Raw genomic sequence first — 24,563 nt, 5'->3', positions numbered from 1 at the left:
GAGCAGAACTTTTACGTGTCTGTTTGTACGCGTTTTCGACGGGCTTCATGAATGAGGATGCCCGGTCGGTGGCCCGATCGGCTCCGACCCGACAGCCCTCCGGGCGGTACGTCACACGGCGTACGGCATGAGGAGGGAATCCCTCAGCGGCACGAGCGCTCGAGCGTCGGCAGTGGTCCCGCGTCACCCGGCCCGCCCGCCTCTCGCTGGCGACCGGCGATCAAGGCACGGTCACGACCCCCGCGTTCGCCTCGCACCGCGTCTCACAGAAGAGGCAACACCCTGACTACGCAGCAGCTTTCCACGTTCCGAGAGCTCGGGATCCTTCCCGAGACCGCCGAAGCCCTCGAGGCCGTCGGCATCATCAACCCCTTTCCCATCCAGGAGATGACGCTCCCCGTAGCGCTCTCCGGGACCGACGTCATCGGTCAGGCCAAGACCGGCACCGGCAAGACGCTCGGCTTCGGGCTTCCACTCCTCGAGCGCGTCACCGTCCCCGCGGACGTCGAGGCGGGCCGGGCGCAGCCCGAGCAGCTGACCGACGCCCCGCAGGCGCTCGTCGTCGTCCCCACCCGTGAGCTGTGCCAGCAGGTCACGAACGACCTGCTGACGGCCGGCAAGGTGCGCAACGTGCGCGTCCTCGCCATATACGGCGGGCGTGCCTACGAGCCGCAGGTCGAGGCCCTCAAGAAGGGCATCGACGTCGTCGTCGGCACCCCGGGCCGTCTCCTCGACCTCGCGGGCCAGAAGAAGCTCAACCTGAAGCACGTCAAGTCCCTCGTCCTCGACGAGGCCGACGAGATGCTCGACCTGGGCTTCCTGCCCGACGTCGAGAAGATCATCAACATGCTTCCGGTCAAGCGTCAGACGATGCTGTTCTCCGCGACGATGCCGGGCGCCGTCATCGGCCTGGCCCGTCGCTACATGTCGCAGCCGACGCACATCCGCGCCACGTCGCCGGACGGCGAGGGCGCGACGGTCGCGAACATCTCGCAGCACGTCTACCGCGCGCACAACATGGACAAGCCGGAGATGGTCGCGCGCATCCTGCAGGCCGAGGGCCGCGGGCTCGCGATGATCTTCTGCCGTACGAAGCGGACCGCCGCCGACATCGCCGACCAGCTGCAGCAGCGCGGCTTCGCGTCCGGCGCCGTCCACGGCGACCTCGGCCAGGGCGCGCGTGAGCAGGCCCTGCGGGCGTTCCGCAACGGCAAGGTGGACGTGCTCGTCTGCACCGACGTCGCCGCTCGCGGCATCGACGTCGAGGGCGTGACGCACGTCATCAACTACCAGTCCCCCGAGGACGAGAAGACGTACCTGCACCGCATCGGCCGTACCGGCCGCGCGGGCGCCAAGGGCATCGCGATCACGCTGGTCGACTGGGACGACATCCCGCGCTGGCAGCTGATCAACAAGGCGCTGGACCTGAAGTTCCCCGACCCGGTCGAGACGTACTCGTCGTCTCCGCACCTGTACGAGGAACTGAACATCCCGGTCGGCACGAAGGGCGTGCTGCCGCGCTCCGAGCGCACCCGGGCCGGCCTGGCCGCCGAAAAGGTCGAGGACCTCGGCGAGACCGGTGGCCGTGGCGGGCGCGGCGGCCGTGGTGGCCGTACGGCCGCTCCGGCCGCTGTCCAGGAGCGCGAGCCGCGTCCGGCGCGTACGACGCCGCGTCGCCGTCGCCGCATCCGTAACGGCGAGCCGGTGGCCGCGCCGACGGCGAACGAGCCGAGGACGGCTCCGGCCGAGGCGGTCGCCGCCTCCGAGACCGTGGACGCCACGGTGGCGGAGCCGCGTACGCCGCGCCGTCGCCGCCGCACCCGTTCGGGCGCCGCGCCGGAGGCGGTCGTCGAGACCACCGCCGTCGCGACGGCCGAGGCTGTCGCCGACACGGTCGAGGCGCCCGAGGCCGCGGAGACGAAGCCGAAGCGCACCCGTAAGGCCGCCGCGCCCGAGGCCGCTGCCGAGGTGGTCGCCGAGACCGTCGAGGCGACGGTCCCGAGGCCGCGCCGCCGCACCCGCAAGGCCGCACAGGCCGCGGTGGACACGGTCGAGGCCGTCGAGACCGTCGAGGCTCCCGCGGAGACCAAGCCCAAGCGCACCCGCAAGGCCGCACCCAAGGCCGAGGCCGTGGCGGACACCGTCGAGGCGACGGAGATCGCGGAGACGAAGCCGAAGCGCACGCGCAAGGCCGCCGCCCCCAAGGCCGCCGCAGAGGCGGTCGTCGCCGATGAGGCCGAGGCCAAGCCGCGCCGCCGCACCCGCAAGGCCGCACAGGCCGCGGTGGACACGGTCGAGGCCGTCGAGACCGTCGAGACCGTCGAGGCTCCCGCGCAGGCCAAGCCCAAGCGCACCCGCAAGGCCGCCGCCCCCAAGGCGACCGCCGACGCGGCCGCCGAGGTCACGGAGACGAAGCCGAAGCGCACGCGCAAGGCCGCCGCCCCCAAGGCCGCCGCCGAAGCGCCCGCCGAGGAGGCGCCCGCCAAGCCCCGCCGCCGCACCCGCAAGGCCGCGGAGCCGACGGAGAGCTGAGCAGGAGCACGGAGCAGGCCGATGGCCCGGCACCCGCGAAAGCGGGGCCGGGCCATCGGCGTTCACGGTCGCGGAGGTCGCACGGAGCCTGCCCCGTCCCCGAATGACCCGCGGCTGCAGTGCCGTTAGCCTCGTCGCATGAGTCGGCCTCCCGCATTCGTCCCGCCGCCCGGCGCCGTCGCCCACACCCTTCGGACCGAGCGCGGCTACTTCGCCGCCATCAGCGCCGGTCCCCAGGACGCCGGGCACATCGGTACCGCACTCCTGCTGCCCGGGTTCACCGGCAGCAAGGAGGACTTCATCGCCCTGCACGTTCCGCTCGCCGCCGCCGGGTATCGCACGGTCGCCGTGGACGGGCGGGGGCAGTACGAGTCGACGGGACCCCTCGACGACGAATCCCCTTACGCACAAAGGGAGTTGGCCCGCGATGTGCTCGCGCAGGCGGCCGTCGTGGACGACGGGACGCCGTTGCATCTCGTGGGGCATTCACTGGGCGGCCAGATCGCCCGGGCGGCCGTGCTCGTCGACGCGACGCCGTTCGCCTCGCTCACCCTCATGTCCTCGGGCCCGGCCCAGATCTCGCCGTCGCAGCAGGAGCGGGTCAAGCTGCTGCGGGACGCACTCGCCGTGCTCGACATGGCGCAGACCTGGGACGCGATACAGGCGCTCGACGCGCCGGAGGAGACGGACACCCCCGGAGCGGGTGCGGACGACGCCGCCGCCCTGCGGCACCGCTGGCTGCTCAACAGCCCGGCCCAGCTCATCGCGACCGGCCGCCAGCTGTGCACGGAACCCGACCTGGTCGACGAGCTGGCGGCCGTCCGGCTGCCCAAGCACGTGCTGTCGGGCGAGCGCGACGACACCTGGCCGGTGCAGCTCCTCGACTCCATGGCCGTACGCCTCTCGGCGCGCAGGACGGTCATCGCGGGAGCGGAGCACTCCCCGAACACGGACCGCCCCGAGGAGACCGCGGCGGCCCTGGCCGAGTTCTGGGACCTGCACCCGCCGGTCGTCTAGGCCCAGGGCGCGGTACTAGTACTGCGCCTGGAGGTGGCCCCAGAAGCCGTCCCGCAGGGCGCGGCGCAGGTCGGACTGTCCCCGGAGCGAGTACTGCAGCAGCTCCTCCGCCTCGACCAGCAGCTCCTGGTCGACGGGCCCGGGCAGATACGGGTGCCCCGGCAGCAGCTCCGCCAGTGACTCCCTGCCGCGCGCGGCGAGCCACCTGGCGGCGATCTGCGCGCCGACGAACCGCACGTCCTCCCGCGAGGGGCGGGGCATGTCCGCGTTGTCGTACGTCGCCGTGGTGGTGCGCCGGGACACGTACGGCTTGAAGAACGCCAGGTCGAACGTGCGCTGGCTGTCGACCTCCCACAGGAGCGGGTCCGCCTGGTTGCGGCCCTCGGGCGCCTCGATGCCCCACAGGTGGACGCGTGCGCCGTAGCCCTGCGCCGCCTCGACCGCGGAGACGAGGTCCTCGTCGCCGCCGATGAGCGCGGCGTCGCTGATGGCGCGGTGCCGGGCGAGCGACTCCAGGTCCGTGCGGATGAGGGAGTCGACGCCTTTCTGCTGGTTGTGGGCGTTGAGGTTGCCGAGCCTGACCTTGACGTCGGGCAGCTCGGCGATCGACTGCTGTTCGTTCGTATGGATGCGGCGCCGGGCGCCGTCGTACCAGTAGACGCGCAGCAGCCGGCTGTCCGCGAAGATCGTGCGGGCCTTGTCGATGAGGGCGTCGACGATGCCTTCGGCGTCGAGGTCGAAGGCTCGGCGGTCCTCGGTCCCGGTGACGAGGCGCCCGGCGGCGGCGTAGAGGTATCCGGCATCCACGAAGATCGCGTGGGTGGACGGGGTCTTGGCCACTTCGGCGAGCATGCGCTTGAGCAGCTCGTTCGTACGGTCGAGCTCCGCGCGGATGGCCGTCAGGTCGTCGTTCATATGTGGCCCATTGTCACGGTCGTCACGCTGCGAACACAACTGGTCCCGCTACCCGCAGGTAATTAGCCTCGCGAAAAATTTCCTTAGCGTAGGGAATGTTTGCTGGGGGCAACCCGTTGATCCCTACAGAACGCGGGGCACTGAAGCCGCGCAATCCACTCTTAACGGTCAGGCAACCGCCTGGCCGTACGACGGGGCAAGACTGTTGTCCCGTACCAGTAGTTCTCCTCCAGGAGGATGACCAGACGAAGGGAGAAGCGGTTATGCGCTTCGAAATCATGCGACTCGACGATGTCGACGGAACCGCCGTGGACAGCACCGTCGTGGACGCCGCCTCCGTCAACCGGATCGTTCAGCAGGCGGCCGCCACCGGGCAGCGCCTCTACATCCGCCCGGCCGAGTCGCCGGCCTCGTGACGCGACGACGACTCCTGATGCACCGTACGTAATCGATTAACACGCTTCAGAGCCCCCGTACGACCTCCGTACGGGGGCTCTTTTGCGTGCCCGGCGAGGGCTCGGCGGGTCAGGAGCCCTGGATCACCTGGGTCACGCCGTTGATGATCTGCTGCACGGCGATCGCGGAGAGCATCATGCCCGCGAGGCGCGTCACCAGGACCACGCCGCCGTCCTTGATGACGCGGATGATCAGCAGCGAGTAGCGCATCACGAACCACAGGACGACATGGATGGCGACGATCGCCGTCCACACCGACACCTGCGTCGCGGCGCTGTCCGCCTTCTGCACGGCGAGGATGACGGACACGATCGCGCCGGGGCCCGCGAGCAGCGGCATGCCGAGCGGCACGAGCGCGACGTTCACGTCCTTGGTCTGCTTCGGTTCGTCGGTCTTTCCGGTGAGCAGGTCGAGCGCGATGAGGAGCAGCAGCAGCCCGCCCGCGATCATGAGCGCGGGGACGGAGACATGCAGGTAGTCGAGGATCTGGTGGCCCAGCAGGCCGAAGACCGCGATGACCCCGAAGGCGACACAGACGGCCTGGAAGGCCATCCTCTTCTGCACCTTGGCGGGCCGGCCCGCGGTGAGCGCGAGGAAGATCGGGGTGATCCCAGGGGGGTCCATAATCACGAATAGCGTGAGAAAAAGGGATCCGAAGACAGCGACATCAAACACGGGTGTGGCCTTGCGAGTGGGGTCCGCGGGATCAGCCGGGACGCGTCGTGCGTGGGGGTGCGGTGCGTGAGCCCGCACCGGGGCGTGAAGGGAGCGGCCCGCCGGATCGCGGCAGGGCGCGGCTACGCGGTGGTTCCGCCGGCCCCGGGGACGGGGAACGCCCCGGTCGCCCGGCGCGTGATCTCCCCGTACACCTCGGGGTCGGTGGTGAACTCGCCGAGCACACAGGTCTTCCGGCTGCCGTGGTAGTCGGAGGAGCCCGTGGCCAGGAGGCCGAGGTCGGCGGCGAGGCCGCGCAGGCGGGCCCGCGTGGCGGGTTCGTGGTCCATGTGGTCGGCCTCGATGCCGTCGAGTCCGGCCGCGGCGAGGTCGGCCATCACCGACTCGGGCACGACCTGCCCGCGCTTGACGGCCGCCGGGTGCGCGAAGACGGTGACCCCGCCCGCGGCCTTGACCAGGCGGATCGCGTCGAAGGGGTCGAGCTCGTGCTTGCCGACGTACGCGCGCCCACCGTCGGCGAGCCAGTCGGGCGTGAAGGCGTCGGAGACGGAGCCGACGACGCCGAGTTCGACGAGTGCCTCCGCGACGTGCGGACGGCCGACGGACCCGCTGCCGGCGATGCGGGCGACCTGCTCCCAGGTCACGGGCACGCCGAGGTCCTGGAGCTTGGTGACCATGCCCCGCGCGCGCGGCACCCGGTCGTCCCGTACGAGCTCGCGCTCGCGCAGCAGCTCGGGCTCGTCGGGGTCGAAGAGGTAGGCCAGCATGTGCAGGCCCACGCCGTCGAGGCGGCAGGAGAGTTCGGCGCCGGTGACGAGCGTGAGTCCGGCCGGCAGCGCGGCGACGGCCTCCGCGTACCCACGGCTCGTGTCGTGGTCGGTGAGCGCGACGACGTCCAGACCGGCGGCGGCCGCGTTGCGGACCAGCTCGGCCGGGGTGTCCGTGCCGTCGGAGGCGGTGGAGTGGGTGTGCAGATCGATGCGCACGCGCGTACTCCAGGCTCTGAACGGACGGAAGGGGTCGCTCAAGGATAACGGGGATCCGGAGCGATCCCGTCACCCTCGTCTCCCGGTATGACCCCTTACGTCAGGATGCGCGGCGACAGCGCGCCGCAGGGCACCAGATCGACCTCGGCGCCCACGTCGCGCAGGTCGGTCAGGACCAGCTCGTCGTACATCAGGAGCCCGGTCTGCTCGGGCCACACGATCGCCCACACCCACAGCCCGCGCGCCTCGCCCGCGAAGGCCGCGCGGTCGTCCGGAGTGCCGGCGACGTGCCACATCGGGGTCGGGCGTCCGGCGGCCAGAACCTTGGCCTGGGGCGGCTTCTCGACGGTCATGTGCGGGCCGGGGTCGGGGCCGTCGATGCCCGCGTACCGGGCGCCGAGGCCGACACCGAGCTCCTCCGCGACGAACAGCATCTCCCCCACGCCGCCGAGCGGCCCGGGGCCCGAGCAGGCCACCGCGGTCGCCTTGCCGCCCGTGCGGTCGTCGCCCGCGCTGGCCACCCCGGTGAACAGCCACCCGACGGGCAGCGGCCAGGGCATCCACACCGGCACCTCGGCGCGGTGCACGACGACGCTGAGCGCCTCGACGCTGGGCGGGATCACGGGCTGCATCGGATGCACCGCCCCGTGCGCTTCGCACTGCCAGGAGTCGGAGAAGAGGCCGGGAGCCCTGACCCGGCCACCACACTTCGGGCAACTGGGTTCGCCCCTCATAGGGACCAACGGTCCTCCCCGTCTCCCGCTCCGTCAAGGACGATCACCCGTCCGAGGGCCGGGTCCGACCGGACCTCACCGGAAAAACTAGATGTAGCTTGCATTAGTTAGCCGAGCTAATTTATTATGTGTATACGCCAACGATCGCTCACGGTCACCGAGGAACGCGGGCGGTCCCCGCGCGAACGACACCGCGCGAACCGCGAACGACACAGGAATGCGAGGAACCGGCATGAGCCACAGCAGTACCGGAAGTGCGGGAGGTCCCGCCGAAGGGGACACGCTGGACGCAGGGGCGACCAGCCTGCTGCGTCAGCCGAAGGCGGTCTGGGCGACCGCCGGGGCATCCGTCGTCGCCTTCATGGGCATCGGCCTCGTCGACCCGATCCTGCCCTCCATCGCCAAGGGCCTCGAGGCGACGCCCAGCCAGGTCTCCCTGCTCTTCACCTCGTACTTCCTGATCACCGCCGTCGCGATGCTCGTGACCGGATTCGTCTCCAGCCGAATCGGCGGCAGGAAGACGCTGCTCGCGGGGCTCGCGCTCGTCGTGGTCTTCGCCGCGCTGGCCGGCACCTCCGGCTCCGTCGGTGAACTCGTCGGCTTCCGCGCCGGATGGGGTCTCGGCAACGCGCTGTTCGTCTCGACGGCCCTCGCCGTCATCGTCGGCGCCGCGGCCGGCGGCTCGGCCGCCGCGATCCTGCTCTACGAGTCCGCGCTCGGCCTCGGCATGGCCTGCGGCCCGCTGGTCGGCGCGCTGCTCGGCAACGCCAGCTGGCGCTACCCGTTCTTCGGCACCGCGGCCCTGATGGCCATCGGTTTCCTCTGCATCACGGCGTTCCTGAAGGAACAGCCCAGGCCCGCGAGGAAGACCTCGATCCTCGATCCGCTCAAGGCGCTCGGCCACGGCGGGCTCGCCTCGGCCGCCGTCTCGGCCTTCTTCTACAACTACACGTTCTTCACGATCCTGGCCTTCACGCCGTTCGTCCTGAACATGACCCCGTACAAGTCGGGCGGCGTCTTCTTCGCCTGGGGCGTCCTGCTCGCGTTCTTCTCGGTGATCGTCGCGCCGCGGATGCAGGCCCGCTTCGGGTCGCTCAAGGTGCTCGGCGGCTCGCTGGTCCTGCTCGCCGCCGACGTCCTGGTCCTCGGGTACGGCGGCCACACCGCCGCCATCGTCTGCACGATCGTGTCGGGCGCCTTCATCGGCGTGAACAACACCGTGTACACGGAGCTCGCGCTCGGCGTCTCGGACGCGCCGCGGCCCGTGGCGAGCGCCGGTTACAACTTCGTCCGCTGGTTCGCCGCCGCGGCCGCGCCGTACTTCGCGCCGAAGATCGAGGAGTGGACCGACCTCCACATCCCGTTCGTGGTCGCCGCGATCACGGCGCTGCTCGGCGCGGTCGTCGTGTGGGTGCGCAGGAGCGCCCTCACCCACGAGGCCGAGGAGCTGGCGCCGCAGCACGCGGGCGAGGACGGGATCTCCGTCTTCGCGAACTGACCCCTACTGGTCCAGGGACACGGACCTGCGCAGCGGATCGCGCAGGTCCGTTCCGCTGTTCAGCCACTTCTCCTCAAGAGCGGCCGCGCCGTGCACCCGCTTCCACGCCGCCTCGTTCTGCGTCATCGGCAGCAGGGGCAGGAACCGTACGGGATCCAGCGGAGAGTCCAGTTCGAGATCCTCCACGAGGCCTCCGGACTCCGCGACGAGCACGGACGTGAACGGGGCGCCGGGCCATAGGGGTTCACCCACGTCGAGCGAGGCGCCCGCGGCCACGACGACGCCCTCGACCTGCGGCGACGCGGCGAGCACGGCGAGCGGGCGCAGCACCTTGTCGGTGTCGGCGCGACCAACGCGGATCGACAGCACGAGTTCCGCGCGCGGGCCCTTGAGCGGGTCGGCGAGCGCGGACGTCGGGTCGGCCATGGGGGCGGCCGACATACCGAGCGTGGCGTAGCGCACGAGGCCGGTGTCCGCCGCGTCCGTGAAGCGCAGCACCTCGATGCGATCGGTGCCGAGGAACGTGACCGCGGCGCGCGCGTCCGGTTCACCGAGGGCCGTACGCAGCCGGGCCTCGACCAGAGCAAGAACATCTCCCATGCCGCGAGCATAGAACTCGCATCCAATGGGTAAAGGGTGGGCTTGCTTCTTCAGTCGGCTGATAGTCTTGGCCGCTGGTCGGGGCAGCACGCCAAGCGTCGCTTTCGAGCCCCTGACCTACATGCGTCCCCTGCGAGGGATGAGACGTCGTCCCTCACGGGGGACCGGCTGGAGGAGGTGGGGCTGCAATGGACCGAAGTCGACCGTGCAGTACCACCCGCTCTTCCGGCCACTGAGCCGCGTTTTCCCGGCTTTCCGCGCACGCTCGAGTCTGTCTGCGCACCACGGAAGAGCACTTCGTTTCCGCCTGATCTGAATCAGTAGCGAAGCCGCCACCGCGCCGGTGCGGTGCTCCCCGCTTTGTGGACGTGCACACAGGATCCGCAGTCAAAACGTCCTCATTCCGGTTAGCGCCGACCCGTATGGCCTCCGGCGGCTCCCGCCCGCGAAGGAGCCTGCCCATGTCGATGATCCGTGACCTGCGTGCCGCCGTCCGCCCCGCGCCGCGCGAGACCGGCAGCACGTCAGCCCCGTACGACACCACCCGCGACCCGTCGACGTCCACGGCCGTCGTCGACTGCGCCGTCTACCGCGACGGCGCCCGCGTCCACGACAGCGACTGCCTGACGCCCGGCGGCGCGATCCTCAAGGCGCGCCGCGACGGCGGCTTCGCCTGGATCGGTCTGCACGAGCCGACCGAGTCCGAATTCGCTGGTATCGCCGCCGAGTTCGGGCTCCACCCGCTCGCCGTCGAGGACGCGGTGCACGCCCACCAGCGCCCCAAGCTGGAGCGCTACGACGACACCCTGTTCACGGTCTTCAAGACCATCCACTACGTGGAGCACGCCGAACTCACCGCGACGAGCGAGGTCGTGGAGACCGGCGAGGTGATGTGCTTCACCGGCAGGGACTTCTTCATCACCGTCCGGCACGGCGGCCAGGGCTCGCTGCGGGCGCTGCGGCACCGGCTCCAGGACGACCCCGAGCTGCTCGCCAAGGGCCCGTCCGCCGTCCTGCACGCCATCGCGGACCACGTCGTCGACGGGTATCTCGCCGTCGCCGACGCGATGCAGGACGACATCGACGAGGTCGAGACGGACGTCTTCTCGCAGACGGGCAAGGGAGCTCCGCGGGGCACCGACGCCGGGCGGATCTACCAGCTCAAGCGCGAGGTCCTCGAGTTCAAGCGGGCGGTGGCCCCTCTCCAGCGGCCCATGCAGCTGTTGAGCGAGCGGCCGATGCGGCTCGTCGACCCGGACATCCAGAAGTACTTCCGTGACGTCGCCGACCACCTCGCGCGCGTGCAGGAGCAGGTCGTCGGCTTCGACGAACTGCTCAACTCCATCCTCCAGGCCAACCTCGCGCAGGCGTCCGTCGCGCAGAACGAGGACATGCGCAAGATCACGTCCTGGGCGGCGATCATCGCCGTGCCGACGATGGTCTGCGGCGTGTACGGCATGAACTTCGAGCACATGCCGGAGCTCCACTGGCGGTTCGGCTACCCGCTCGTCCTCGGCGTCACGGTGGGCGCCTGTTTCGCGATCCACCGCATCCTGAAGCGCAACGGGTGGCTCTGAACGGCCGACGGACAGGCTCTAGGCTGGCGCCCATGACGGATCAGGCCAGCCCCTCTCCCGACGAGCGCCCCTCGACGAGCCGCTCCGCGACACCCTCGTTGATGGACCAGGCCCTCGTCGAGGAGGCCACCAAGAAGTCCGGCCTCATCTGGGTCCGGGGCACCTTCGGCCCCGAGCGCGCCCTGTGGCACGTGTGGCACGAGGGCGCGGCCAACCTGGTCGGTGACGGGCCCGGCGAGCAGCCCCTGCCCGGCCTCACCGACGGCGGGGCCGCGACCGTCACCGTGCGCAGCAAGGACAAGGGCGGGCGCCTCGTGGGCTGGGCGGCCAGGGTCGTCGAGCTCGCCCCGCGCTCCGAGGGGTGGGAGGCGGCCGTCGCCGAGCTGAAGGGCAAGCGCCTGAACGCGCCGGACGGCGAGGCGATGCCGGAGCGCTGGGCACACGAGTGCCGGGTGCTCCGCCTGGAGCCGACGGGGGCGACGCTCCCGCCGTCGTCCGATGCGCTGGCCGCGGCGCCGGTCGCCACGGAAGCGACCACCCGCCGCGAGGCCCCCGCGGCGCTCCCCCGCCTCCTGCTCCGCCGCAAGCGGCGCGGGAAGTAGGGCGAGCCGGCCTCGGTGACTCAGGACGCCGGGAGTTGGGCCCCGTAGTCCACCGTGTCGTCCTTGCCCGGCTCGCGGAGCGTGAAGTCCTTGCCCCAGTCGGTGAGTTGGAGCGTGCCGGCGCCGCCCGCGCGCTCCAGGCGCAGCGGGTACGGGGTGCCCTCGAGGGAGACGTCGAGAGTGCCGCCGGAGCCCTTGTCGCCGGTGAGTTCGACCGTGCGTACGCCGCCCGCCGAACCCCGGTCACCCTTCTCCACCTTGCCGTGCAGGGTGAGCAGTCCGTCCAGGAGCGCGCCCTTGACGGTGAAGCCGCTCAGGCGTTTGTAGGCCGGGTCACCCTGCGGGACCTTGACGTACTTGCCGTCGAGCTTGTCCGCCGCGGCGGCCGTGCCCCCCTGCGCCGCGCCGCTCGAACCCTTGCCGTCCTCGTGCGTCCAGAAGTCCGCGTCGGCCTTCAGGAACAGATGTTCCTTGACCCGCAGCAACTGGAAGGTCCGGCCGCCGGTCGTGACGGATCCCGTGCCGCCCTCGTCCTTGAGCCGCATGTCGATCTTGTACGAGTGCCCGCTGCTGACGACCGTGCCGGACAGACGGACGGCCCCGGCGCCCTGCGCGGCCCTGACGGTGCGGCTCTGGATCTTCGGGGCGGTCAGTTTGGCGACGCCGTTCGTGCCCGCGTCCGGATCCTCGCCGCCGCATGCCGCGAGCCCGAGGCACATCACTCCCACCAGAAAGATCCCAGCGGAACGGCGGGCCAGGGGAAGTACGGTCACGGCTCGCGCTACCTCTCGTACGACGTCTTGCTCGGCGGCAGAACGGCAGCGTACCCGTGTCACCTGCGGTGAACGGAGCCAGTCCGTCCGGACGCAGCGCAAAGGCGCACGGGACCGGGACGGGCTAGCCTGAAACACACCTTCAGGACACATGAGGACGTAAAGGAGGCGCGGCGCATGGCGGCAGGCGCCCCCCGGATCTTCGTCTCGCACCTCTCCGGCATCGCCGTCTTCGACCCCAACGGCGACATGGTGGGGCGCGTCCGCGATCTCGTCGCCATGCTGCGCGTCGGCCGCCGCCCGCCCCGGCTGCTCGGGCTCGTCGTGGAGCTCTCCACACGGCGCCGCATCTTCCTGCCGATGACCCGCGTGACCGGCATCGAGTCCGGCCAGGTCATCACCACCGGCGTACTGAACGTGCGGCGCTTCGAGCAGCGGCCCACCGAGCGGCTCGTCCTCGGCGAGATGCTCGACCGGCGGGTGCGGCTCGTCGAGTCCGGTGAGGAGGTGACGGTGCTGGACGTCTCCGTCCAGCAGCTGCCGGCGCGCAGGGACTGGGAGATCGACCGGGTCTTCGTGCGCAAGGGCAGGAGCGGTGGCGCGTTCCGCCGCGCCAAGGGCGAGACGCTCACCGTCGACTGGTCGGCCGTCGACGGGTTCTCGCTGGAGGAGCACGGACAGGGCGCCGAGAACCTCCTCGCCACGTTCGAGCAACTGCGCCCGGCCGACCTCGCCAACGTTCTGCACCACCTCTCCCCCAAGCGCCGGGCCGAGGTCGCGTCGGCCCTCACGAACGAGCGCCTCGCGGACGTCCTCGAGGAGCTGCCCGAGGACGACCAGATCGAGATCCTCGGCAAGCTCAAGGAGGAGCGCGCCGCCGACGTCCTGGAGGAGATGGACCCGGACGACGCCGCCGACCTGCTCGGCGAGCTGCCCGAGGACGACAAGGAGCGGCTGCTCGCGCTGATGCAGCCCTCGGACGCTGCCGACGTGCGGCGGCTGATGGCGTACGAGGACAAGACCGCGGGCGGTCTGATGACGACCGAGCCGATCGTGCTGCGGCCCGACGCGACCGTCGCCGACGCGCTGGCCCGGGTCCGCAACCCCGACCTCTCCCCCTCGCTGGCCGCGCAGGTGTACGTGTGCCGCCCGCCCGACGAGACGCCCACCGGCAAGTACCTCGGTACGGTGCACTTCCAGCGGCTGCTGCGCGATCCCCCGTACACGCTGGTGTCCTCGATGCTCGACGAGGACCTCCAGGCCCTCGCGCCGTCCGCCGCGCTCCCGGTCGTCGCCGGGTTCTTCGCGACGTACGACATGGTGGCCGCGCCCGTCGTCGACGAGAGCGGTTCGCTGCTCGGCGCGGTCACCGTGGACGACGTCCTCGACCACATGCTGCCGGAGGACTGGCGCGAGCAGGAGTTCCACCTGGCCGACGCGGAGGTGAACCATGGCGCCGGCTGAGCGCGAGCGGGACGGCCGCCCCGAGGCGGCGCGGGCGCCGCGCTTCCGGCTCGACCTGCCGCGCCCCCCGCGCCGCAAGCTGCTGCCCGACTACGACCCGGAGGCCTTCGGACGGCTCTCGGAGCGGATCGCCCGCTTCCTGGGCACGGGCCGGTTCATCGTCTGGATGACGGTGATCATCATCGCGTGGGTGGTGTGGAACGTCACCGCGCCGAGCAGCCTGCGCTTCGACCAGTACCCGTTCATCTTCCTGACCCTGATGCTCTCGCTCCAGGCCTCGTACGCCGCTCCGCTCATCCTGCTCGCGCAGAACCGGCAGGACGACCGGGACAAGGTCAACCTCGAACAGGACCGCAAGCAGAACGAGCGCTCCATCGCCGACACCGAATACCTCAGCCGCGAGGTCGCCGCCCTGCGGATGGGCCTCGGCGAGGTCGCCACCCGCGACTGGATCCGCTCCGAGCTCCACGACCTGCTCAAGGAGCTGGAGGACCAGCGTGTGGCCTTCCCGGCCGGCTCCGCGCCCGACGCAGGTCACGGACGTGACGTAGACGACCGCTGACAAGGCTTTCCGGACAAGGGTTACCGCGCCGTACTATCGGCGTATGGCTACGGAAGACGCGGTGCGCGAAGCACTGGCGACGGTGAACGACCCCGAGATCCAGCGACCCATCACCGAGCTGGGGATGGTCAAATCGGTGGAGATCGGCGCGGATGGCGCGGTCGCGGTCACCGTGTACCTCACTGTCTCCGGCTGCCCCATGCGCGAGACCATCACGAAAAGCGTGACCGACGCGGTCGCGGCCGTCGAAGGCGTCACGCGCGTCGACGTCACGCTGGACGTGATGGGCGACGAACAGCGCAAGGAGCTCGCCGCGGCGCTGCGCGGCGGCACGGCCGAGCGTGAGGTGCCCTTCGCCAAGCCCGGCTCACTGACCCGTGTGTACGCGGTGGCGTCCGGCAAGGGCGGCGTCGGCAAGTCCTCGGTGACGGTGAACCTCGCGGCCGCGATGGCCGCCGACGGTCTGAAGGTCGGCGTCGTGGACGCCGACATCTACGGTCACAGCGTGCCGCGCATGCTGGGCGCAGAGGGCCGTCCCACCCAGGTCGAGAACATGATCATGCCGCCGTCCGCGAACGGCGTGAAGGTCATCTCGATCGGCATGTTCACCCCGGGCAACGCGCCGGTCGTGTGGCGCGGCCCGATGCTGCACCGCGCGCTCCAGCAGTTCCTCGCCGACGTCTTCTGGGGCGACCTGGACGTCCTGCTCCTCGACCTGCCGCCGGGCACGGGCGACATCGCGATCTCCGTCGCGCAGCTCGTCCCGAACGCGGAGATCCTGGTCGTCACGACGCCCCAGCAGGCGGCTGCCGAGGTCGCCGAGCGCGCCGGCTCCATCGCCGTCCAGACCCATCAGAAGATCGTCGGCGTCGTCGAGAACATGGCGGGCCTGCCGTGCCCGCACTGCGACGAGATGGTCGACGTGTTCGGCACGGGCGGCGGCGAGCGCGTCGCCGAGGGCCTCACGAGGACGACCGGGGCGAACGTGCCGGTCCTCGGCTCCATCCCGATCGACGTCCGGCTGCGCGAGGGCGGCGACGAGGGCAAGCCGGTGGTCCTCTCCGACCCCGACTCCCCCGCGGGCTCGGCCCTGCGCGCCATCGCCGGCAAGCTGGGCGGCCGCCAGCGCGGCCTGTCGGGCATGTCGCTGGGAATCACCCCGCGCAACAAGTTCTGACCTTCAGGGAGTACGCCGATGGGGCACGGTCATCGCGACCGTGCCCCATCGGCGTACTCGGAACCGCTACGCCTCGTAGGCGCCGATGTCCTTGATCATCGAGAAGCCCAGACCGTACGCGCTCATGCCGCGCCCGTACGCCCCCAGGTGCACGCCCTCCTGCGTCGACCCGGCGAGGACCCAGCCGAACTCCGACTCCCGGTAGTGGAACGGCGTCGGGACGCCGTCCACCGGCAGGGACAGCATCGTCCAGTCCTCGCCCTCGAGGTCGTCCGCCAGGACCCACGCCGTCTCGGTCTGCTGGTCCAGCCAGTCGTCGCGCAGGGTGTGGTCCATCTGGCCCGGCCATGTGACGTTGAGCAGGCCGACCCCGGCGAGCCAGGCCGCCGAGGAGACCGAGGTCGCCTCCAGGACACCCGTGCCGTCGGCGCTGCGCCGGACGGGGTTGGCCGCCACGGTCACGACGACCGCGAACCGCTCCTTGTCCTCCGCGCCTTCGCTCCGCAGGGTGGGCTCGTCCCCGTGCCCGATGGAACCGTGCTCCACGGCTCCCTCCGCCGAGGTGCCGACCTGCATCAGCCAACGCGGCCCCGTGTACGCCTCGTCGAGGCCGTACCACGGGAAGGGCGCCAGCAGGTAGCCGTCGACCGTGCGCCGGGCCGTCAGGACCTCGGGGGTCCCTTCCGCCGCGGGCGCCTGCGCGCCTACCCGACTCGTCGTCTCCATGTACCCGGCCGCCTCCTCGCTCAGTCGGACCGCGGCGGCCCACCCCCCTCGGGCGTCCTCGCCACCGATCCGCGCAACAACAAGGCAGGATGCCACACCCCGGTACGCGACCCCGGGTTCCGGCAGGTACGCGGGGCGGCGGGTCGCCGGGCAGCGGGCCGGGACGTCTCAGGTCGCGTCGGCGTCGTACGGCGGGTGGTCGTCCGCCGCCGGCTTCTCCGGCTTCTTCTGCATGTCGATCTTGGCGGGAGCCGAACCGGACGACGCGGCGGCGGCTCCGGAGCCGGACGACGCCTCGTCCACGCTCTGCACGGCCTCCGTGACCTCGGCCATCTCCTTCTTCAGGTCGAAGCCGTTGCGGATCTCTTTCAGCCCGAGCTCGTCGTTGTCCAGCTGCTTGCGGATGAACGTCTTCGGGTTGAGGTCCTCGAACTCGAAGTCCTTGAACTCCGGGCCCAGTTCCTCACGGATGTCCCGCTTGGCGCTGTCCGAGAACTCTCGGATCTTCCGGATCGTGCGCGTCACGTCCTGGATGACCTTCGGCAGCTTGTCCGGGCCGAAGACGAGCACCGCGAGGACGACGAGCGTCAGCAGCTCGAGTGGGCCTATGTCGTTGAACACCTTGCGCTCCTAGCGTGTCCTCAGGCCCGCAGCAGATCTCCGTGGCAGGTCTTCCGGGTTCCGGACCGGGTCCACGGTACCCGGCGTTGCTGTCCGTCCGGTAGCCACTGGGCCACGTCTGGGCTCAGCCGTCGCACAAGCGCTTGCCGCCGGGCGCCTCACCGCGGTCCCGCCCGGCCCCCGGGAGGCGGGGCGGCACCGCGGCGGGGCGCTCGTCGCATGCCGCCGTGCCCTGTCAGCTGCCGTCCGCCGAGCCGAGGACGAGGCTGACCTCGCGCTCCTTGCCGCCCCGTTCCACGGTCAGGGCCAGGCGGTCCGCGGGCCGGTGGGACCGGATCTTGACGATGAGTTCCTCGGCGGAGTGGACACGCGCCCCGTCCACCGCGGTGACGACGTCGCCGCCCTCGATCCCGGCCTTGGCACCGGGGCCGCCCGGATTCACCGGCGAACCGCCGTTGTTGCCCTTCGTCGCGACACGGGCTCCGTCACCCGAGTAGTCCATGTCGAGCGTGACACCGATCACAGGGTGGGTCGCGCGGCCCGTGTTGATGAGCTCCTCGGCGACCCGCTTGCCCTGGTTGACGGGGATGGCGAAACCGAGGCCGATCGAGCCGGCCTGGCCGCCCTCCAGGTCCGAGCCGCTGTCGGCGGAGCGGATGGCGCTGTTGATGCCGATGACGCGGCCCTGCGCATCGACCAGCGGGCCGCCCGAGTTGCCCGGGTTGATGGGAGCGTCGGTCTGCAGCGCGTCGACGTAACTGATGTCGCTGCCGTCGCCCTTCTCGCCGCCCGCCGTGATGGGCCGCTCCTTGGCGCTGATGATCCCGGAGGTCACCGTGTTGGCCAGGTCGAAGGGCGCGCCTATGGCCACGACGGGGTCACCGACCCGGACGTTCTCCGAGTTGCCGAGGGCGAGGGGCTTGAGCCCGCGAACGCCGGTGACCTTGACGACCGCGAGGTCGTAGCCGGAGTCGTGGCCGATCACCTCGGCCTTGGCGGTCTCGCCTCCGCTGAAGGTGACCGATATGTCACCGTTGCTGCCGGCAGGTTCGACGACGTGGTTGTTGGTGAGGATGTGGCCCTGGGAATCGAGGACGAAGCCGGTGCCGGTGCCCTGGGTGTCGGAACCGCTGACGTGGATCGTGACGACGCCCGGCAGGACGCGGGCCGCGATACCGGCGATGCTGCCGGGGTCGCGCTTCACGGACTCGGTGTCGGCCTGCGGCAGTTCCACGTCGGCGGACGAGCCGTCCCGCTCCAGATACGTGCCGACGAGGCCACCGATCCCGCCCGCGACGAGCGCGACCACGGCGGTCCACACGACGAGCAGCCGCCGCCCCCGCTTGGTCCCACGCCGCCGCTTGTCCGCGGGCGCGGGCGCGTTCCAGGGGTCGTACCGCTGCCAGGGCCCTCCGGGCGGGGGCGGGTTGAGCCCGGGCCCGCCCGGCACCGCGCCGGGCCCCACCGAGCCGCCCGCGAGCGGCGGTGCCGCAGGGTGGGCCTGCGCTTCGACGGGCACCGGCGCCTGATCCGCCGGGTGCGGGGCGTACGGGGCGGCGTGGGGTATCGGTCCGCCGGCGTACGGAGGCGGGGCGGTGCCGTGGCCCGGCGGCACGGGCGCGCCGTGGGCCGGGGCCGGCATGGCCGTGCCCTGCGCGGGCGTTGCGGTGGCCGGGTGCTGGACCGGCGGCGCGGGAGCCCAGGGCCCTGGCTCACCGTAAGGCGGCGTGCCGTAGGGGTCCGGGGCGTGCAGGGGACGCGGCCGCTCCTGCTGCGCGGCACCCTGATCAACCGTCACGGCTTCGCCGGGCGCCCCGGCGGATCCCTCGGCAACCACGGCATCGGCAGCCCGCGGAGGTTCGGCCCCGCCCACCACGACATCGGCCACCTGCGCGGATTCAGCCCCGCCCACCACAGCACCGGCCACCTGCACAGGATCGACCTCGGCGACCACGGCATCGGCAGCCCGCGGAGGTTCGGCCCCGCCCACCACAGCACCGGCCACCTCCGCAGGATCGACCTCGGCAACCACGGCATCGGCAGCCCGCGGGGGTTCGGCCCCGCCCACCACAGCACCGGCCACCTGCGCGGGCCCACCGGGAGCTTCGTCGGTCACCGCATCGGCAACGGCAGAGCTGTCACGAAAACCGGCACCGGCGCTCGCATCCGACGCCCCGTTACCCACGCCCCCACCGTTCCCGGCAAGGGTCTCTGCGGCATCGGCCCCATCCCCTGAGCCCGACACCACGGGCGCGGGCGCCGGCTCGGCCAGTTCGAAGTCCCCGTCGTCGCGCGGAGCGCCCCCGGTCGGCCGGGGGCGGCTCCACCACTTCGCCTTCGTGGGCTTCCCCTCGTCCATGTTCCGCCGCTCTCCCCACACCTGGCCCGCGGCAACGACCCGCGGGCAGCCACACGGCGATCGCCCCAGTCGGACCGCCCCTCGGCGCCGCACCCCGGGATCGCCCGGGCGCGGCCGCTCACCATGGATTCAACCAGGTTCGCGGACCGGCGCGCAGAGGGCAGGGTCGGCGGGCGGAGGCGTCAGCGGGCGGAGGCCGTGGGCGTGCCGGAGGACGACACCGCGGGGGCCGCCGCGAGGCTTGACCCGGGGCTGGACTCCGGGCCCTGCCCCGGGCTTTCGAAAGCGGTGCCGACGCCGGACAGGGGCACTGCGGGGACGGATGCGGCGGGACGTATCAGCGGAGACAGCGGCCGGGTCCCGCTGAGGAGCGGGGCCGCGAGCGGGTAGACGGCGCTCTGCGCCCCCGACTGCGTGGCCATGCCGGACAGCAGGGGCGCGCCCGACTCCGTGGCGGCGACCGGCGCGTTCAGCGCGCCGCCCGCCCGCTGCCCGAGCATCGGTGACAGGTTCCGGCGGCGCTGCGACTCGGCCGCCGTGGAGACACCGGCGCTCTGGCTGCGCAGCGGTGTCGCGTTGCTGCCCGAACCGCCGCCCCGGACGTCACCGCCCGTGTCGGCGGGAATGCCGGTCGAGACGCCGCCGAGCGCGATCGCGGCGAGCGACACCGCACCGGCGGCGGCGAACGCGAAGCGGCGCCCACGCGAGGCCGCGCGGTCGGTGTCGCCGCGGCCGACCTCATGGATGCGGAAGCCGCGCTCCGCGGCCGGGGCGCTGGCGAGCAGTGCGTTGTGGCGGCCGGTCGGGGCGTAGCCGAAGGGTTCGGGGTCTACCGCGAAGACTCCGTTCCCGAAGCCTCTGCCGCCGAGCCCTCCCCCGCCGAACGGGGTGCCGCCGCCGTGTGAGTCGTCACCTCCCCCGGGAAGCCCCTGCAGGCGTGCCAGGAAACTCTCGGAGGGGGGCGGTGGTGCCGCCTCGGCGAAGACGCTCTTCAGCCGCCGCTGCGCGTCGGCCTCGGCCTTGCACTTCGGACAGGTGGCCAGATGGGCGAGGCCCCGCTCGCGGGCGTCATGGCCCAGCTCACCGTCGACCAGGGCGGCGAGCCGGTCTCCCAGATGCTGCTCGGAGAGCTGTCGCTCGGCGGGGTTCGGACGTGATCCACTCACGCGGTCGCGCCCCCTCCTCCAAGCGCGGGAACACCCGTGGTCGCGAGCGAGCGACGCTCGGCACGGGCCTTCGGCGACCGGTGCTGCAGGGCCTTGCGCAGCTGCGAGCGGCCACGGTGGATCCGGCTGCGGACCGTGCCGAGCTTGACGCCCAGGGTCGCGGCGATCTCCTCGTACGAGAGGCCCTCGATGTCGCACAGGACGACGGCCGCACGGAACTCGGGCGCGAGGGTGTCCAACGCCTGCTGGACGTCCGCGTCGAAGTGCGTGTCGTGGAAGACCTGCTGCGGCGACGGCTCGCGGCTCGGCAGGCGCTCGGCCGCGTCGTCGCCGAGTGCGTCGAAGCGGATGCGCTGCTTGCGGCGCACCATGTCGAGGAAGAGGTTCGTGGTGATGCGGTGCAGCCAGCCCTCGAAGGTGCCGGGCGTGTATGTCGACAGCGAGCGGAAGACGCGGACGAAGACCTCCTGTGTGAGGTCCTCGGCGTCGTGCTGGTTACCCGTCAGGCGGTAGGCGAGGCGGTAGACCCGGCCGCTGTGCGTGCTGACGATCTCCTCCCAGGTCGGGGGAGTCCACGCCTGCGATTCCGCGTCAGCGGCAAAGGTCGCGGTCTGCGCGGAACGGACGGCGTCGGAACGGTCAGCGGTGTTGGTCACGGATTTCGGCTCACCCGCCGACCTGAGAAAGCGCCGCAGCACTCCTCCCCGATCCACAGGCGCAGCCGCACCTCCCCTATCGGCTCTGGTGGTGTCCAGTGGAGCCCCTACCATAGCCACCTCGCCCGTTAGCTCCGGATAAGTGTTTTTACTGAGATTTGCCTGAGGGCGCCGGGCGCCTCGCCTGCGCTGATTGCTCTGTCGATCCACCGGCCACCCCCGTGCTCATTCCCACGCCGTTTTCCCCTGCCCCCTTAAACGCCCGGTCCCATCTGCGAGTTCCCGCCACCAACGGATACAGTCACGCGCAGGCAACCACGGGGACAGGAGAGGGCCATTACCGGCAACCGGCAGACGAGCTGGGCGTTCGCCGACGCCTTTGTCGCCGAGGACGACGCGCTGCGCTGGGCCCGGGACCGGGCCCGTGAGGCCGGCACCCGCCCGGTGTCGCCCGGCGCGGGCGCCGCGCTGCGGATGCTCGCTGCCACCGTGGGCGCCAAGGCGGTGGCCGAGATCGGCACGGGGACCGGGGTGTCCGGAATCCATCTGCTGCACGGCATGCGGCCCGACGGCGTCCTGACCACGGTGGATCCGGAGCCGGAGCGGCAGCAGTTCGCCCGGCAGGCGTTCCGCGCCGCGGGATTCGCGAGCAATCGCGCGCGCTTCATCCCCGGACGCGCCCTCGACGTGCTGCCCCGGCTCGCCGACAGCGGGTACGACCTCGTCTTCTGCGACGGCGACCGCACCGAGTGCCTCGACTACCTCGCTGAATCGTTGCGCCTGCTGCGACCTGGTGGGCTCGTCTGCTTCGAGGGCGTCTTCGCCGACGGCCGGACGGTCGACTCGGGCCCCCAGCCGGTGGAGGTCCTGCGGATGCGGGAGCTGCTGCGGGCGGTGCGCGAGGCGCAGGACCTGGTGCCCTCGCTGCTGCCGGTCGGCGACGGGCTGCTCTGCGCCGTCAAGCGCTGACGCCGCGTCCCAGGCCTCGCGAAAAACGCTGCCGCATGCTGTCTGACCTGCGGATACACGACTGCCCCGGCACCGCTTGCGGTACCGGGGCAGTCGACAGGTATGGTCGCTTCCGCGTCAGCCGACGACCTTCTTGAGGGCATCGCCGAGTGCATCGGCCTCGTCCGGAGTCAGCTCGACGACAAGCCGACCGCCGCCTTCGAGCGGAACGCGCATGACGATGCCCCGCCCCTCCTTGGTCACCTCGAGCGGGCCGTCGCCCGTCCGCGGCTTCATGGCCGCCATGCTCGTTCCCCTTCCTGAAACCAGCTCATCGCAGCCGACAACCCAGGTGTCACCGGCATCGAACACATTGCTTCTTGGCCATTATCCCGCATCGCGGGACCCGATGACCAACTTCGGTCCGTATCGCTTGCACAACGCGCTTGAGCAAAACCACTCAATTCGGCGATGTGGCTGCGATACTGCGCCTCCTTCACGACTCCCCCGAGACATATTTCTTTGACGCAGGTCACATGCCCGGGCCCCGCCGCGGACCGTGATCTCCGTCATGCTGAGCACTGACGACGACCGAGCCGCATCAGTTGGAGGGGATCCATGGCCGACAGCGTTCTCTACGAGGTGAGCGACGGGCTCGCGACCATCACGCTCAACCGCCCCGAGGCGATGAACGCGATGAACACCGAGTCCAAGGTCGCCTTCCGGGACGCGGCACAGGCGGCCGCGGCGGACGATTCGGTACGGGCCGTGCTGCTCACCGCCGCGGGCGACCGCGCGTTCTGTGTGGGCCAGGACCTGAAGGAGCACGTGGGCTCCCTGATGGCCGACCGCGAGGCGGGCACGGGCCGCACCATGAACACCGTGCGCGAGCACTACAACCCGATCCTCCGGGCCCTGACGCAGATGCCCAAGCCCGTCGTGGCCGCGGTCAACGGTGTGGCCGCCGGGGCCGGTTTCGGCTTCGCGCTCGCCGCCGACTACCGGATCGTCTCGGACACGGCGGCCTTCAACACGTCGTTCGCGGGTGTGGCCCTGACCGCGGACTCCGGTGTCTCCTGGACGCTGCCGCGCGTCGTGGGCCCCGGCCGCGCCGCCGACCTGCTGCTGTTCCCGCGCTCGCTGAAGGCGCAGGAGGCGTACGAGCTCGGGATCGCGAACCGGATCGTGCCCGCGGCCGAACTGGCCGCGGAGGCGCAGAAGCTGGCGCGTTCGCTGGCCGAGGGTCCGACGCTGGCGTACGCGGCGCTGAAGGAGTCCCTCGCCTTCGCGGCGGGGCACACCCTGGACGAGTCCCTCGACAAGGAGGACGAACTCCAGTCGAGGGCGGGCGCGTCGGAGGACCACGCCATCGCGGTCCAGGCGTTCATCGCCAAGGAGAAGCCCAAGTACCTGGGCCGGTAGGGCGCGTGCGCGGCCCGGGGCGCGCCTGAGGCCTGTCCTCAGCGCTCGCGGGCCACGCAGTCCACCAGGTGGTCGTTGACCAGGCCGCAGGCCTGCATCAGCGCGTACGCCGTCGTCGGGCCGACGAAGCGCAGGCCGCGCTTCTTGAGCGCCTTGGACAGGGCCGTCGACTCGTCCGTGATCGCGGGCACGTCGCCGATGACGCGCGGCGCAGGGCGGGCGGCCGAGTCGGGGGCGTGCGACCAGATGAGGGTGTCCAGCTCGCCCTCGGGCCAGTCGGCGAGCACACGCGCGTTGGCCAGCGTCGCGTCGATCTTGGCGCGGTTGCGGATGATGCCCTCGTCGGCGAGGAGCCGCTCGCGGTCGGTGTCCGTGAACGCGGCCACGTCAGAGATCTTGAACCCGGCGAACGCGGCGCGGAAACCCTCGCGGCGGCGCAGGATCGTGATCCAGGACAGGCCGGACTGGAAGGCTTCCAGTGAGACCCGCTCGAACAGCGCGTCGTCGCCGTGGACCGGGCGGCCCCACTCCTCGTCGTGATACGTCACGTAGTCCTCGGTGGACAGGCCCCACGGGCAGCGCAGCGCCCCGTCCGGGCCCGGTACGGCGCCGCCCGCGCTCTCGTCGCTCACCGGTGGTCCTCTCCGGGGTGCCGGCCGAAACCGGGTCCTTGGGGTCGCAGCTGGGCCCGCGCCCCCGACAGGGCGGTCTCGAGGTCGGCGATGCGCTGGTCCCGCTCGGCGAGCTCGGCGCCGAGCCGCCCGAGGGCGTCGTCCACCTCCGCCATGCGGTAGCCGCGCAGCGCGACCGGCAGGCGCAGGGCCTCCACGTCGGCTCGGCCGACCGGCCGGTCGTGGGGCAGCGGGTCGGCGTACTGCTCCGGAGGCGCCTCCGGGAGCGCCCCGCTCTCGCCGCCGCCGAGCACGGCGAGCGTCACCGCGCCGACGACCACGACGAGCGCGACGACCAGAAACAAGAACATGACCATCTTCGCTGTCCCCTGGCTCGAAGCCCGGATCCGGTCCCGATCCCGGTCCGGAAACTGTCAGGGTCCGATCGTGCCATGAGGGTGTGACAGTTAAGGTCGCAGGCGACCG

The 24,563-nt window shown here is 71.5% G+C and carries 25 protein-coding genes; 11 read left to right on the top strand and 14 right to left on the bottom strand.

Going from position 1 to position 24,563, the window contains the following annotated elements; translation table 11 throughout:
* Window positions 1-51: 51 nt before the first annotated feature.
* Both ACFC96_RS26025 and ACFC96_RS26020 read left to right on the top strand, forming a co-directional pair.
* Complete coding sequence (locus ACFC96_RS26025; RefSeq protein ID WP_376614349.1) at window positions 52-2,532, top strand: DEAD/DEAH box helicase; 2,481 nt, start codon at window positions 52-54, stop codon at window positions 2,530-2,532.
* A 138-nt stretch (window positions 2,533-2,670) separates the two neighbouring features.
* Window positions 2,671-3,549, top strand: coding sequence for an alpha/beta fold hydrolase (locus ACFC96_RS26020; RefSeq protein WP_376614347.1), 879 nt, complete (start codon window positions 2,671-2,673; stop codon window positions 3,547-3,549).
* A 15-nt stretch (window positions 3,550-3,564) separates the two neighbouring features.
* Here the strand turns inward: ACFC96_RS26020 and ACFC96_RS26015 are convergent, their stop codons facing one another.
* On the bottom strand, window positions 3,565-4,464 hold the full coding sequence (locus ACFC96_RS26015) for an NYN domain-containing protein (RefSeq protein ID WP_376614345.1): 900 nt from the start codon (window positions 4,462-4,464) through the stop codon (window positions 3,565-3,567).
* Between the two features lie 263 nt (window positions 4,465-4,727).
* Here ACFC96_RS26015 and ACFC96_RS26010 point away from each other — a divergent pair, with 263 nt between their 5' ends.
* Window positions 4,728-4,880, top strand: coding sequence for a hypothetical protein (locus ACFC96_RS26010; RefSeq protein ID WP_266673864.1), 153 nt, complete (start codon window positions 4,728-4,730; stop codon window positions 4,878-4,880).
* Between the two features lie 109 nt (window positions 4,881-4,989).
* Here ACFC96_RS26010 and ACFC96_RS26005 read toward each other — a convergent pair whose 3' ends face one another.
* The 3 genes from ACFC96_RS26005 to ACFC96_RS25995 form a co-directional block, all read right to left on the bottom strand.
* A complete protein-coding gene (locus ACFC96_RS26005) occupies window positions 4,990-5,595 on the bottom strand; it encodes a MarC family protein (protein ID WP_376257925.1) in 606 nt (201 codons plus the stop codon).
* 122 nt (window positions 5,596-5,717) lie between these two features.
* Window positions 5,718-6,581 carry a PHP domain-containing protein gene (locus ACFC96_RS26000; protein WP_376257924.1) on the bottom strand — a complete coding sequence of 288 codons (864 nt, stop codon included), beginning with the start codon at window positions 6,579-6,581 and terminating at the stop codon, window positions 5,718-5,720.
* A 95-nt stretch (window positions 6,582-6,676) separates the two neighbouring features.
* A complete protein-coding gene (locus ACFC96_RS25995) occupies window positions 6,677-7,315 on the bottom strand; it encodes a DUF6758 family protein (protein ID WP_376257922.1) in 639 nt (212 codons plus the stop codon).
* Window positions 7,316-7,547: 232 nt separating this feature from the next.
* On the opposite strand from ACFC96_RS25995, the gene ACFC96_RS25990 reads away from it, so the two are divergent.
* A complete protein-coding gene (locus ACFC96_RS25990) occupies window positions 7,548-8,813 on the top strand; it encodes an MFS transporter (RefSeq protein ID WP_376257920.1) in 1,266 nt (421 codons plus the stop codon).
* Window positions 8,814-8,816: 3 nt separating this feature from the next.
* Here ACFC96_RS25990 and ACFC96_RS25985 read toward each other — a convergent pair whose 3' ends face one another.
* The gene (locus tag ACFC96_RS25985; protein WP_376614343.1) at window positions 8,817-9,413 is read right to left on the bottom strand and encodes a suppressor of fused domain protein; all 597 of its coding nucleotides are present in this window, start codon (window positions 9,411-9,413) and stop codon (window positions 8,817-8,819) included.
* A 461-nt stretch (window positions 9,414-9,874) separates the two neighbouring features.
* Between ACFC96_RS25985 and ACFC96_RS25980 the strand changes: the two genes are divergently transcribed.
* Complete coding sequence (locus ACFC96_RS25980; protein WP_116510290.1) at window positions 9,875-10,990, top strand: magnesium and cobalt transport protein CorA; 1,116 nt, start codon at window positions 9,875-9,877, stop codon at window positions 10,988-10,990.
* Between the two features lie 32 nt (window positions 10,991-11,022).
* A complete protein-coding gene (locus ACFC96_RS25975) occupies window positions 11,023-11,592 on the top strand; it encodes a hypothetical protein (RefSeq protein WP_376614341.1) in 570 nt (189 codons plus the stop codon).
* Between the two features lie 20 nt (window positions 11,593-11,612).
* Here the strand turns inward: ACFC96_RS25975 and ACFC96_RS25970 are convergent, their stop codons facing one another.
* Window positions 11,613-12,365, bottom strand: a complete 753-nt coding sequence (locus tag ACFC96_RS25970) for a hypothetical protein (protein ID WP_376614339.1) — start codon at window positions 12,363-12,365, stop codon at window positions 11,613-11,615.
* 177 nt (window positions 12,366-12,542) lie between these two features.
* Here ACFC96_RS25970 and ACFC96_RS25965 point away from each other — a divergent pair, with 177 nt between their 5' ends.
* The 3 genes from ACFC96_RS25965 to ACFC96_RS25955 are packed head-to-tail and all read left to right on the top strand — an operon-like array spanning window position 12,543 to window position 15,568.
* Complete coding sequence (locus ACFC96_RS25965) at window positions 12,543-13,829, top strand: magnesium transporter MgtE N-terminal domain-containing protein (RefSeq protein WP_376257912.1); 1,287 nt, start codon at window positions 12,543-12,545, stop codon at window positions 13,827-13,829.
* Window positions 13,816-14,391 carry a DUF1003 domain-containing protein gene (locus ACFC96_RS25960; protein ID WP_376257911.1) on the top strand — a complete coding sequence of 192 codons (576 nt, stop codon included), beginning with the start codon at window positions 13,816-13,818 and terminating at the stop codon, window positions 14,389-14,391. Before ACFC96_RS25965 ends, ACFC96_RS25960 begins: the two co-directional genes overlap by 14 nt.
* 43 nt (window positions 14,392-14,434) lie before the next feature.
* The gene (locus ACFC96_RS25955; protein ID WP_376614337.1) at window positions 14,435-15,568 is read left to right on the top strand and encodes an Mrp/NBP35 family ATP-binding protein; all 1,134 of its coding nucleotides are present in this window, start codon (window positions 14,435-14,437) and stop codon (window positions 15,566-15,568) included.
* 66 nt (window positions 15,569-15,634) lie between these two features.
* Here the strand turns inward: ACFC96_RS25955 and ACFC96_RS25950 are convergent, their stop codons facing one another.
* The 5 genes from ACFC96_RS25950 to sigE all read right to left on the bottom strand — a co-directional run bounded on the left by ACFC96_RS25950 (window position 15,635) and on the right by sigE (window position 21,210).
* The gene (locus ACFC96_RS25950) at window positions 15,635-16,294 is read right to left on the bottom strand and encodes a hypothetical protein (RefSeq protein WP_376257909.1); all 660 of its coding nucleotides are present in this window, start codon (window positions 16,292-16,294) and stop codon (window positions 15,635-15,637) included.
* A gap of 168 nt (window positions 16,295-16,462) precedes the next feature.
* Entirely contained in the window at window positions 16,463-16,915 is a 453-nt protein-coding gene (locus ACFC96_RS25945; RefSeq protein WP_376257908.1) for a sec-independent translocase, read from the bottom strand.
* A gap of 235 nt (window positions 16,916-17,150) precedes the next feature.
* On the bottom strand, window positions 17,151-19,274 hold the full coding sequence (locus ACFC96_RS25940) for a trypsin-like peptidase domain-containing protein (RefSeq protein ID WP_376614335.1): 2,124 nt from the start codon (window positions 19,272-19,274) through the stop codon (window positions 17,151-17,153).
* Window positions 19,275-19,456: 182 nt separating this feature from the next.
* Entirely contained in the window at window positions 19,457-20,440 is a 984-nt protein-coding gene (locus ACFC96_RS25935; protein ID WP_376614333.1) for a zf-HC2 domain-containing protein, read from the bottom strand.
* The gene (sigE, locus tag ACFC96_RS25930; protein ID WP_376257901.1) at window positions 20,437-21,210 is read right to left on the bottom strand and encodes an RNA polymerase sigma factor SigE; all 774 of its coding nucleotides are present in this window, start codon (window positions 21,208-21,210) and stop codon (window positions 20,437-20,439) included. Before sigE ends, ACFC96_RS25935 begins: the two co-directional genes overlap by 4 nt.
* 156 nt (window positions 21,211-21,366) lie before the next feature.
* Between sigE and ACFC96_RS25925 the strand changes: the two genes are divergently transcribed.
* Window positions 21,367-22,065: an O-methyltransferase gene (locus ACFC96_RS25925; protein WP_116510313.1), complete on the top strand. Its 699-nt coding sequence runs from the start codon at window positions 21,367-21,369 to the stop codon at window positions 22,063-22,065.
* Window positions 22,066-22,182: 117 nt separating this feature from the next.
* On the opposite strand, the gene ACFC96_RS25920 is transcribed toward ACFC96_RS25925, so the two are convergent.
* Window positions 22,183-22,350 (bottom strand): DUF3117 domain-containing protein, encoded by a 168-nt coding sequence (locus ACFC96_RS25920; protein WP_003966491.1) that lies wholly within the window; start codon window positions 22,348-22,350, stop codon window positions 22,183-22,185.
* Window positions 22,351-22,662: 312 nt separating this feature from the next.
* On the opposite strand from ACFC96_RS25920, the gene ACFC96_RS25915 reads away from it, so the two are divergent.
* Complete coding sequence (locus tag ACFC96_RS25915; protein ID WP_376257899.1) at window positions 22,663-23,466, top strand: enoyl-CoA hydratase/isomerase family protein; 804 nt, start codon at window positions 22,663-22,665, stop codon at window positions 23,464-23,466.
* Between the two features lie 38 nt (window positions 23,467-23,504).
* On the opposite strand, the gene ACFC96_RS25910 is transcribed toward ACFC96_RS25915, so the two are convergent.
* Window positions 23,505-24,098: a DNA-3-methyladenine glycosylase I gene (locus tag ACFC96_RS25910; protein WP_376614331.1), complete on the bottom strand. Its 594-nt coding sequence runs from the start codon at window positions 24,096-24,098 to the stop codon at window positions 23,505-23,507.
* Window positions 24,095-24,454, bottom strand: coding sequence for a DivIVA domain-containing protein (locus tag ACFC96_RS25905; RefSeq protein ID WP_376257897.1), 360 nt, complete (start codon window positions 24,452-24,454; stop codon window positions 24,095-24,097). Before ACFC96_RS25905 ends, ACFC96_RS25910 begins: the two co-directional genes overlap by 4 nt.
* Window positions 24,455-24,563: the final 109 nt, after the last annotated feature.

It is taken from the genome of Streptomyces sp. NPDC055955, assembly GCF_042270245.1.
Lineage (GTDB): Bacteria > Actinomycetota > Actinomycetes > Streptomycetales > Streptomycetaceae > Streptomyces.
The sequence above is the reverse complement of the archived record's forward strand: the minus strand, read 5'-3'. Positions and strand labels throughout refer to the sequence as shown.